A 9,968-nucleotide genomic window follows, 5' to 3' on the forward strand; every position below is an offset into this window, starting at 1 on the left:
GTTGTTAAAAAAAGCAATTTTATTCAAATTTAATAGCTTGATTGCCAAGCTTAACTAATACGTTCAGCTTTTGATATGGGAGTTTCTAAAAAATCAAATCCATTGTCAACAAGCCATTGCTTTGAAATCTCATCAGGACGATTAGTAATAAAGCTGCAAGCGTCGTCTAATTCTTCAAACACTCTATGACAAATGGTTGGGTGTTGATAATCGCCTACGCCCACGACCCAAACCTCTTGCCCGTAGTTAGATAAATAAATCCTGACTACGTTTTCTGGATAACAATGCCAGTTAAGGGGATCACAAACCACAGAAATTGTATCGGTGGGTGCAGGGAGTTCACGATTAATCTTTCCATCAGGAAACTCCTCTTGGTATTTAGCAAGATATTCTTGAATCTTGAGTTTGGGCATATTCTTGTGCTTCTACACCAGATAAAGAGTCAAATACTTGAATTAATGATGTAGGTTCTTGACCTCTAACATCAGGCAACTTCTTCCTCCACTAAATAACAAATCTGCTGCTGTGTCCATAGTTTAAGACTTATCTGATTAATTATTTCATACTTCTCTTGCTTTCACTCCAAACAACAAACCCAATCCCCAAAACTACACACAACCCTACGGTAAAACCTGAAGGACGACCACCAGTTATCAACAACATAACTAAAAATCCCAGCCCAACATAAGCGGTTTGTTTGAGTAGAGAAGTAATTCTGGTTATAGTCAAATGAATCATCTTGATCAACCTTATTACGCTTATAAAAATGATGAGGACAAATGCAGTTTGAATACTGTATTTATCCTCAAGAAAGTCAAAAGTTCATCTTTGTTGGCTTAAATCAATCACAGTCAAAACATCGGGCAACCAACGAACGTGTTCAACAATTTTGTCATGAGTACGGGCTTTGTCAAGTTTGACAGTACCCCATTGTTTACCTGCTTCGGTGAGATGCCAAATGTTTTTGTGAGTTTGCTTGCCGTTAGAATCAGTCTTAAATTCGACTTCTTTGTACTGCAAACCAGCTTCTTCCAGAACACGGTTAATAATGTGGGGTTTGATTGGCTTTGGTAGTCCTTGGCGTTGGGCATATAACTCACCAATTGTGGTCGGAGAAACATGGCGCAAGCTCGTGGCAATAGTTTCCCCAATCGCTCCCACAAGTTCCGAAGCCATAGGTGCAATTTCGGGATACATCGCTTGCAAACCTCGAACAACCGTAATGGTTTGCAGTTCAGGACTTAGCTTTGTGGGGACGAGAACTTTCTGTGCAAAAGAGAGTATTTCATCCAGAGTTAATCTGCCATTATGCTGCTGCTCAGGTTTGGGTATGGAGTAGGAACCAGTGCGACGCAAAGAGGGCAGGACTTCATGAAAAACCCATCGCTGGAATCTTTTGGCAACAGGTTTACGAGATTTGAAGATAAGGCGGTACAGCCCAGGCTCAGTTACGGTCAGCATTTCTTGTTCACCACCAGGGGTAACGACATTAGCGTTACCCTTTTCGTCGTCTTCTAAAGAAGCAAGAGCTTCACTAACTCCTGATGCTCTGATTTCAAGGCAAGTACACACATCAGCAGCCACCCACTCCGGGTTTTCTGGCGTACCCACAAAACGCACTTCTTGAGCCTCAAAAACGAAAACTGATAAGTTCGACATAACAATACTCTCCCTTTTGAAAGAACGTAAAATTTCTCAACCGACTTTAAGAGAATCTTTAAATATCGAGCCTTGGCATAGGCAACCATTCACCGTTGAAGTAGACGGCTCTTTTAACAGGAGATTGGGAGGCTATGTGCTTTATGTTTTCTGCACTGGGCTGGCAATTTTTGGGGAGAAAATCTGTACCCAGAATGTAGTGATATAGGGTAGTATTTTCTTGCCCTACAATCAGAATCAAGTTGATTAATACCCAAAACTGTCGGCTAATTAAGGTTTCTTGAATATTAAAACTTGGGCCAATTAACCAAATGTAAATACCACTAGCATTCCCCAAGCACAAATAACTGATGATTTTATTAGACAGCCAAGTTCTATTGCTTTTATTTTTAGCAAAGAAATGAAAAACTAATGTACTTTCTGATAAGACAAGTAATTTTTCACCTTCCAGAGATTCAAACTCATTGAAGCAATGCTGTATCCATGAAATTAACTCCGCTACATCCTCTTGGGATGCAACATTAGAAGAGTTTTTAATCCGCAAAAAATCAGCATTAGCATAGTAGTGACTTTCTGTAGGATATCCTTTAATATCAATTACGTAGACTTTAAGAGAAGGTCGCTGCTGTTTGATGTTTTTAATAGCGTAACCTGCTAAAAAATCTTTGCCAGAACAGTACGCGCCAACAATCAAGGTATGCTTTAGTGATGACGAAAAATTGAGAACTGTTTGCATATTTTTCTCCCAATACTAATTTTTAATTTTGATTACTATTCCACCCGTCAAACTTATATTTGAGATGAGAATTCTGGAGTATCCTTTCGATTCCTAAACGGATTAAATCTGGCGGAACTCCGTCTAATTTCAATTCCTGACGAATAAACTCATCAATTGAAGTGGCTGTGGTTTTTTCTAACAGTGCCAACATCTGTTGAGCTTGGGTTGTTGGTGTGCCTAATGAGTTAGTTTCAACTTGAGTAGATTGTTGATTACTAGGTGCAGAATCAATAAACTTGTTAGTGTCGCGGTCATAGCCAGAAAAATTCTTCAACCAGGGCATAGGAAACCATTCATTGATACCGCCGTAATAAACTGCCCGGCCAACAGGCGACGAGGCAGCAATCTCCATAACTTGGGTGGAAGTAATCTTGCGATACCTGCGGCACGCCTAGCGGCGAACGCTCGGAATAAGTTGAGTGGCGATCATGGCACTGTAAGCTGGGACGTTATCTGGCGAAACCAACGCCACTGAGGTTAATTGCGATCGCAGTCCACCAGAAATGCCCAAGTAATTAAATAAACTAGTTAAGTAATTAACAAAATATTTTATTTACGTCTGATGTCCCAGCAATATCCTGCCTGACTATCCCATTGGCATTCTCTAACATTATTATGAACTTCTTTTGAGGGAAATAATAAGTATAAAAACAATGAAAGGCACATAATTCCTGAACTTATTATGAGTAGAATGTGAAAAAGCGAAAAATTATCACTTATGTATTTAAGTAGATTATTTGTCTGATAAGTATACATAGGTTTATTTTGTAATTTTCTCTCACTGAATGATTGTGGATTCCTTGGTTCTATATCTTTGTTCATTTCAACTTGTTGATTTAGCTCATCTAGAAAATCTATCCATACGTCAGAAAAAGAAAGATTATTTTTCTGTTGCTGTTGTTGATAATTTTGATATACAGGATTTTGTTTTGGTAAAATATTGCTAGATTCCATCAACTGAATTACTTGTGGTATATAGCTATTATCTGAAAACTCGAACCATTCACCATGAACTTGAAATAGCTTACAAGCTTGATGCATTTGCTTCTCAACTGTGTAAGCATCGGCAACAAATACATAGTGAATCAGCTTTAAAGGATAAGGACTTTGACGGCTATTGAGTTCTTTTATCCTATCTTCGGGTGTCCTGGGTGCTATAGTCAGCCCTATTTTGAAACGATTTGTACCCACACTGTGAATTAAATAGATATAGCCTGGTTTCATCCCTAACCTCTGTTTATAAGTTTTTTGATGATTACTTCTATTAAGAATAATTGTGTTAAATATTTGAATATTAGTAATTTGAATATTCTCTTAAGTTAATGGTAAATGTTTTCTTGAATAAACAAAACTTGTACGCGCCCATCTTGCTCAATCATAGAAGCAGTGGAGATGGCTGATTTTTGTTCGTTTGAATCTCTAGAATAAAAGCCAGTAATTATTAACTGATAATTGCCACCTCTGCTATAAAGATTTAATTGTCCAAAAGCTTCAAAGATGGCTTTGCGAGTTAAGTATTTCTTGACTTCAATAATAGTATTATCTTGCCAATTTGTATAAATATCGGCATAACCACCGTTAAATTTAACTTCGGATTTCGCTTCAAAGCCATGTTTTCTTAATTGCTCAACGAGTGCTATTTGTAAATCTTTTTCTTGCCAAATAGTCGGTAGTTTTAATGATGATGTGATAGCTGCCCATTGTTGTTTAAAGTCTTTGGGTAAAGCCGACTGCGGTGCATTACCGCAATCGGTTTGCAGTCAGTCAAGTTTAAATTTGTAGCTCAACCCGTTATGGTTAGCTTTTTTAATGACAGCGATGATTGCCGGTTTTAATTCCTCCAAGCGATCGCCCTGTCCTAGTTCTTGAATGATAAAGTCATCGAGGGTAAGGTGTGGGGTTGTTTCAAGCTTGTCGATCATCGTTGCGGTTGCGGTACGCCCTCTAAGTTGTCTTCGCTCAAAAGTCGAGAGCGCATCGCCTGATGGTTGATTTCCATCGCGGTCAATTGCCGAATAATTTGGTAGCTCTGGCATCGCCCACCATTTGGAATTGCCACCAAAAAATACGGCACGTTTTACAGGTGATTCTTTGATTAGCTGGACTAAACGGTCTAAATCAATTTTCTCCAGTATTGGAGATCGCTGCCATTGTTTGATGACGTTAGTGTTTTGGTCACTTACTAAAGCAACTGCCGTGATTTGACTAGTGGCTGATAACTCTAATCCTAATGGCCCGACGAATGGGGATTGAGCCATTAACCAAACATTTTTACGTTTTGCACCGCCCAGAGAGGCAGTATGTAAGATGAGTGTCCCAATACGGTTGTTTTTAGTTTTTTTAGCAGCGTCACCAAGAGTAGAACCCTCGTCAATAATTAATAGTGATTCTTCTTGTTGGTTGGCCCATTGGATGTATTCATCTAAAACTTCATCCATCCAATCACAAATTTCTTCTGGGCAACAGCCATCACAGGATTTGCGATGAACAACATCAACAATACCGTCTGTGTAGCCGTACTCCCCAGGCTCGTTTTTCGGGTCGATGTAGAAGATTTTGCGCCTTGGGTTATCCGCCTTAATCCGGCGCAAGGCATTAGCAACTAACATTCCCTTGCCACTGCCACCAATGCCAAAAATAATGCAATTTCTGATTGGGGCGGCAATCATGGCCACAATATCTATAACATTGCTGCCATCGTGAACTGAAGATTGAGTATTAGTTGAAGGCAGGAGGGAAGAACTTTCAAGTCTGAGGTCGGAAGTTGCAGGTGTGATTTTTCTGACCTCAGACTTATCACTTCCAGCTTCTTCTAGGTATTCCAACGCTGCATTAGAAAGCGAATATTCCTGCCCTGTGGCAAATTTCAATTCGGCTTCTACCGCATCCTTACCTACTTGTTTGTAGTAGGCGCGAAAGTCATCACCATTCAAGACATGAGCGACGCAACCGTATTCTCTAATTGCTATTTGATTGCGTTGTACACTTCTCGCTTGCTGGATACTACTAACAATTGACCAAAGTGCGATGGCAAATCCTGTGATTGGAGATGTGGCAGAAGCGGCAACAGCAGCCACAACTATACCGAGTGCAATCTTCCATTGGATATTATTTTCGGTAGTTTGTTTGAAGGCAATAGCACTCCACTCTTCGGGGGATCTCTGGATTTTATTAATATCAAAGCGGCTCATCATGACAAATTCGTAATTCGTAATTCGTAATTATTTTTCTTTGAGTTTTCTGGTTGAAGCAGTCAAGATTTTGCCAATTTCGTTGGCTTCTTGCAAAAGCAAATTAAATTTCTGTTGCTCTACCAGATCCGATTCAATTAGTATTTCCAGCCAATATTGAGATTCTCTGGCTTCTTTAAGTGCAATCTCTAATTTGCTAATAAAATCTCTATCAGATTGCGCTGATTGAGCTTCTCGGCAATTTGCACCAATTGAAGTACCTGAACGAAGTAATTGTTTAGACAAGGTTCTAAGAACTCCAGGCTTTTCATCAAGAAAACTACAAGCTTTGATAATTCTGATTGCAAAAGCCTTTGTTCTATCTGTGATGCTGATTTGAGAATCTGCCATGTTCCGGCTCCTTTTAACTTTGCTAAACAACCATGAAATTACGAATTACGAATTACGACTTACGAATTATTATTATTTTGCTAAATTTTGAATTGCATAACTTAATTTCCCAACCCAAATAATCAAGCTGACAATCACTTCAATTGCAAACAACGTAATCAAAGCGAGTGCGAGGTTAGTATAGTCAAGCTTTCCCCATTGACCAGTAGCCAAGATGAAGAAAAAATCTGAAAATTTACCACTTCCAACTGGACTATAGACAGTAATACAAATCAAAAAATCTATGGTGTAGGTGAAAACCTTTAGCATCTCCAGATTGCTAATTACTGAAGTAGGTAGTCCGTTGTAAACCTTTTTCAGCATCTTCAACGTGGGGTCGTCTGTATCTTTGAGTTGGTACTTACTGCGACTGTCAGCTGATGAAATCACATTCTGCACAAAACTTTCGTTGTTATATAAAACCAAGGGCAGCACTTCAATAATTTGAATGACTCCCCATAGTATTGTGCCGAGTATCCAAGTTACTCCTTTACCGATGATTGCTGCAATCCCATTCACGACTGGGATGATGGAAAGGAGGTAAACAAACGCGCTATTTAAAGTTTTACCACTTAATAACCCAACGACCTTTTCATAGGGTTGAATGTTTAAATAAGCAAACCAGATCGCAGCACAGACAAGCCCCCAGTAAAGCAGTCGCAGCCATGTGTTAGGTTTGTGATTTTTATTGCCACCCTGTTGCTTGGGCATCGTAAAATTAACCACTTACTTCTCCTCTCCTCTATCTATTGGTTGAGAGTAAATTCCACCACGAAATCTTTTAAGGCGAAGAGCGACCAAATCTCGATTCCCTGTGAAGGCAATAGCGGCGACTGCCCCCGAATCCCCAATCACACCTGTATTTCCGTTAGCATCACAGACTACTGTTCCTATTGGAAGTGTGCGGCGGGTAATTCTGTCAGTGAGTATTTGTCCTTCTACAATCGTCACGTACTTATGCGGGTAGACGTTGGCTACAATCGGTAAGCATCCTGATTGATACCTCGCATCAGCAATCTTGGCTTGCTCTTGTTCAAAAACAAATTGCTGTTGGAGTAGAGAATGTTGTTCGGATTGATTAGCAATTTGCTGTTTGATATTGGTGATTGATTGCATATTCCGCGTAATATCACCACTGGATAAGGCCAGAGAAATAAGGGTGATTGTGCCAAAAATAAGACTTGTTCTGTGTTTGCGCCATTGTCTTGAAAAGTTGGTCATCTAAAACCTCTATGAGACTCCCACTGTAGCTGTACTTCGATTAGTGGTGGGTTGTTGACTCTCCCGCCTCCAGCAAAAAAGCATCAATATTAATAGTTGATTTTGGCTTAGGTGTAATTGCTTTTACCGCCTGTTTTACAGATGCAGAATTACCATTCACCTCTTCCAAAAACGCATCAATATCTACAGGGTGAATGCCATAGTTATCAAGCATCTTGTCAACGCGTGAGCCATCGTTTGCCCACTCCATTAATAAATCAGTGGTTTGGTTGTTACCAGTAAAAATAGACTGAACAAGTTCTGCATCTCCCTGCTCAAGAACTCGGTTGAATACATGATTCTTGATTTGGTTAATTGCTGCTGCTTTTTTAATACCATCCTGGACAGCCATTTTAATCATTGCCGCCATCAGTTGGGGGCTGGAATGTCGAGAGTATCGTGCTGCCAGTTCAGAAGCTTGCTTAATAGTAATTTCTTCTGATTGCCCTAGTTGTTGCTGGTTGTTCAAGGCTTGTCCAACAGCATCAAATATTCCTTCTAATTCCTCAGTTATGTCATCCGAAAATTCCTCAGCTAATGGATCTATTTGTGCGCCATTGTGCGCCATGATTAGCAATGAATTATCTATTTGTTCTCGTGAATAACGATCTCCAAAATATTCATAAATCTGACTACGAGTGAATGCTGACATTTTCTTTCCTCCACAATTCAAAGTTTTCACGGGTTAATTCCTGGAAATTGAGCTTTAAGAATCTTTTAGGTTCGGAGTTTTTTAGTAAGCTTTCATCAATCTCTTGCTTAATAATAAAAATAATTATTAGCAAAAATCTTTGGTAAGCATCTAAGTAAGGGCTTCTAGAGTTTAGATAGTATCTTTGTTTGATTGGATGGATTTTATCGATGATATTGCGTTCCCATCTCCAAATACTTGTCCGATTTACTCCTAATATATTGGCTAATTCTTTTCTTGACAGTAAATTGTCAAAAAGTGCTTGCCAAAATCTAGAATTTTCTTTGATGGTTTCTAATATTACAGGCAAAGTTCTCTCGATAATGTTGCACCCCCTTCCCCCTTGTCTACAAATAAGCGTAAATCAACGATTTATTAGGATTTTTGAGTGTATTTTGGACAGTAATTGGTGATTTTTGTGTGACATTGTTGCTTGCAACAACCTGCAACATCGTTGCAGTGTTGCATCTTAAGAAATTATTATTACTTTTTGATTTTTATAAGTGCTACTCCCCATCTCAGTATGATTGCTCTAAATAATTGTAAGTACCTGGGCTTATTTTTCGGATAATTATTGATGATTAATTTCATTCGGTAGAGCCTTTTAGCTATTTGTAAATAGTTGTTTACTGTGCAATAATATTTTCGTATTCTTGTTTTACTAAGTTTTGATATTGCTTTTGAGTAACTTAACTCAGGCAAAATCCTGTTACTTTTGAAGTAAGAATTCAGCACCCAGGAGTCAGAAGTCAGAATGAAGAAGTATCTAGTAGATTAGGAAATTTATTCATCAAATATTTATCTTCATTTTTTAAACATTCTGAATCCTGAATTCTGAATCCTGAATTCTTACCTTTTGAAATCAAGCTGTAATCCTTTTATTTTTCTTTTAACTGTTTAATTTTTGCTATGAGCTAAAAATACTTTCACTTCAGTTCCTATTAATAAATCATCTTTAACACATAATTCCTGTGTAACAACGTTTCACCTATGCACAAATCATAAAAAACTCGTACTAGGAGGGTCAATAAGATTTTGCTAAATTGAGCAATTGTTTTATTTGGAGTAATTTTGCAGTTTGGAGAACTTCGGAGAAAAATTTTTGATGTTCTCCATTTCTTTGAGCAAAAGTATGACTACCCATTCCGGGACTTGTTTTTTATATAGCCAGCAAGAAATAGTTTTAGTCGTCGGTGGTGTATAACCCGTACCTTCATACCATTTATGAATTAACGGCTCAATTAATCTTGTCGCTGTTGAAACAAATTCATATTCCCCAAATTCGACTGTATAGCCAGCAGCTTTTACCATTTCCTGTGCTATCTGTTGCAATTTGTTCTGGGGAGACTTGGCCATTATTCTACCTCCCTAATTTATGTGCCTCGTCATTACTGAGAGTGATTGCTTCTCAGATTTATATTAATAAGTATTTTTGTTCTATCTTTCTCTTACCATACTATACCGTACCAAAATTTGCATCTATAACGTCAAGTGCCGTACTATCAAAAAACTAGTTCTTCGTTAAATATGCCGAAACCAGGATATAAAACCATTACTGTCCCTGACTGGATTATTGATGAAATTAAGCAGCAGCCTGATTATCGCGGTAATCAAGCAGCCACACTCTCTCAACTAATTAGGGATGGAATAGCTGCTCGTAATAGAAGATTAGATGAGCCAGAATTACTGACCGGTCAAATACTAAATCATTTACCGCATTGGAATCGAAAAGAGTCTTGGAAGTTAGCTTTGACTATTTTACAGTGGCTGCAAGAAAGTGAATCAACTGTTGATTGAATTTCGGTGTTATCGTATAGAGGTTTTGGATGATTCTGTTGTTAAGAAATCGCGCTCTTGCGGGGGGACAAAATGGTCTAAAATGCTTATCTTACAAAGAATGTAGCAATTTGTGGTAAAAGAAAAAGAGCATCCATTCGCAACAAGCTCTAGTTAATGATAA

Annotated in this window: 14 protein-coding genes; 1 reads left to right on the forward strand and 13 read right to left on the reverse strand. The window is 38.5% G+C overall.

Features of this window, described 5'->3' with window-relative positions; all coding sequences use genetic code 11:
- Nucleotides 1–50: 50 nt before the first annotated feature.
- From H6G69_RS32105 to H6G69_RS32165, 13 genes are all read right to left on the reverse strand, one after another.
- Entirely contained in the window at nucleotides 51–413 is a 363-nt protein-coding gene (locus H6G69_RS32105) for a hypothetical protein (RefSeq protein ID WP_190693570.1), read from the reverse strand.
- A gap of 142 nt (nucleotides 414–555) precedes the next feature.
- Nucleotides 556–738 (reverse strand): hypothetical protein, encoded by a 183-nt coding sequence (locus H6G69_RS32110; protein WP_190693571.1) that lies wholly within the window; start codon nucleotides 736–738, stop codon nucleotides 556–558.
- A gap of 84 nt (nucleotides 739–822) precedes the next feature.
- On the reverse strand, nucleotides 823–1,659 hold the full coding sequence (locus H6G69_RS32115) for a BRO family protein (RefSeq protein WP_190693573.1): 837 nt from the start codon (nucleotides 1,657–1,659) through the stop codon (nucleotides 823–825).
- Nucleotides 1,660–1,717: 58 nt separating this feature from the next.
- Nucleotides 1,718–2,395 carry a hypothetical protein gene (locus H6G69_RS32120; protein ID WP_190693574.1) on the reverse strand — a complete coding sequence of 226 codons (678 nt, stop codon included), beginning with the start codon at nucleotides 2,393–2,395 and terminating at the stop codon, nucleotides 1,718–1,720.
- 22 nt (nucleotides 2,396–2,417) lie between these two features.
- A complete protein-coding gene (locus H6G69_RS32125; RefSeq protein ID WP_190693576.1) occupies nucleotides 2,418–2,789 on the reverse strand; it encodes a hypothetical protein in 372 nt (123 codons plus the stop codon).
- 197 nt (nucleotides 2,790–2,986) lie between these two features.
- The gene (locus H6G69_RS32130) at nucleotides 2,987–3,661 is read right to left on the reverse strand and encodes a GIY-YIG nuclease family protein (RefSeq protein ID WP_190693578.1); all 675 of its coding nucleotides are present in this window, start codon (nucleotides 3,659–3,661) and stop codon (nucleotides 2,987–2,989) included.
- Nucleotides 3,662–4,197: 536 nt separating this feature from the next.
- Nucleotides 4,198–5,631 (reverse strand): hypothetical protein, encoded by a 1,434-nt coding sequence (locus tag H6G69_RS32135; RefSeq protein WP_190693580.1) that lies wholly within the window; start codon nucleotides 5,629–5,631, stop codon nucleotides 4,198–4,200.
- Nucleotides 5,632–5,658: 27 nt separating this feature from the next.
- A complete protein-coding gene (locus tag H6G69_RS32140) occupies nucleotides 5,659–6,018 on the reverse strand; it encodes a four helix bundle protein (protein WP_190693582.1) in 360 nt (119 codons plus the stop codon).
- Between the two features lie 72 nt (nucleotides 6,019–6,090).
- Entirely contained in the window at nucleotides 6,091–6,783 is a 693-nt protein-coding gene (locus H6G69_RS32145) for a hypothetical protein (protein WP_190693584.1), read from the reverse strand.
- The gene (locus H6G69_RS32150; protein WP_190693586.1) at nucleotides 6,784–7,278 is read right to left on the reverse strand and encodes a hypothetical protein; all 495 of its coding nucleotides are present in this window, start codon (nucleotides 7,276–7,278) and stop codon (nucleotides 6,784–6,786) included.
- 40 nt (nucleotides 7,279–7,318) lie between these two features.
- A complete protein-coding gene (locus H6G69_RS32155; protein ID WP_190693588.1) occupies nucleotides 7,319–7,969 on the reverse strand; it encodes a hypothetical protein in 651 nt (216 codons plus the stop codon).
- Complete coding sequence (locus H6G69_RS32160) at nucleotides 7,950–8,318, reverse strand: hypothetical protein (protein ID WP_190693590.1); 369 nt, start codon at nucleotides 8,316–8,318, stop codon at nucleotides 7,950–7,952. The genes H6G69_RS32155 and H6G69_RS32160 overlap by 20 nt, the downstream gene beginning before the upstream one ends.
- 746 nt (nucleotides 8,319–9,064) lie before the next feature.
- Nucleotides 9,065–9,364, reverse strand: coding sequence for a hypothetical protein (locus H6G69_RS32165; protein ID WP_190693592.1), 300 nt, complete (start codon nucleotides 9,362–9,364; stop codon nucleotides 9,065–9,067).
- Nucleotides 9,365–9,499: 135 nt separating this feature from the next.
- Between H6G69_RS32165 and H6G69_RS32170 the strand changes: the two genes are divergently transcribed.
- Nucleotides 9,500–9,805 carry a hypothetical protein gene (locus H6G69_RS32170; RefSeq protein WP_190693594.1) on the forward strand — a complete coding sequence of 102 codons (306 nt, stop codon included), beginning with the start codon at nucleotides 9,500–9,502 and terminating at the stop codon, nucleotides 9,803–9,805.
- Nucleotides 9,806–9,968 lie beyond the last annotated feature (163 nt).

This window comes from Nostoc sp. FACHB-110, assembly GCF_014697425.1.
GTDB lineage: Bacteria > Cyanobacteriota > Cyanobacteriia > Cyanobacteriales > Nostocaceae > Nostoc_B.

Bases quoted from the DNA above. Each gene is read 5' to 3' on its own strand.
- H6G69_RS32105 (WP_190693570.1), bottom strand. From the start codon at position 413: ATGCCCAAACTCAAGATTCAAGAATATCTTGCTAAATACCAAGAGGAG.
- H6G69_RS32110 (WP_190693571.1), bottom strand. From the start codon at position 738: ATGATTCATTTGACTATAACCAGAATTACTTCTCTACTCAAACAAACC.
- H6G69_RS32115 (WP_190693573.1), bottom strand. From the start codon at position 1,659: ATGTCGAACTTATCAGTTTTCGTTTTTGAGGCTCAAGAAGTGCGTTTT.
- H6G69_RS32120 (WP_190693574.1), bottom strand. From the start codon at position 2,395: ATGCAAACAGTTCTCAATTTTTCGTCATCACTAAAGCATACCTTGATT.
- H6G69_RS32125 (WP_190693576.1), bottom strand. From the start codon at position 2,789: ATGGAGATTGCTGCCTCGTCGCCTGTTGGCCGGGCAGTTTATTACGGC.
- H6G69_RS32130 (WP_190693578.1), bottom strand. From the start codon at position 3,661: ATGAAACCAGGCTATATCTATTTAATTCACAGTGTGGGTACAAATCGT.
- H6G69_RS32135 (WP_190693580.1), bottom strand. From the start codon at position 5,631: ATGATGAGCCGCTTTGATATTAATAAAATCCAGAGATCCCCCGAAGAG.
- H6G69_RS32140 (WP_190693582.1), bottom strand. From the start codon at position 6,018: ATGGCAGATTCTCAAATCAGCATCACAGATAGAACAAAGGCTTTTGCA.
- H6G69_RS32150 (WP_190693586.1), bottom strand. From the start codon at position 7,278: ATGACCAACTTTTCAAGACAATGGCGCAAACACAGAACAAGTCTTATT.
- H6G69_RS32155 (WP_190693588.1), bottom strand. From the start codon at position 7,969: ATGTCAGCATTCACTCGTAGTCAGATTTATGAATATTTTGGAGATCGT.
- H6G69_RS32165 (WP_190693592.1), bottom strand. From the start codon at position 9,364: ATGGCCAAGTCTCCCCAGAACAAATTGCAACAGATAGCACAGGAAATG.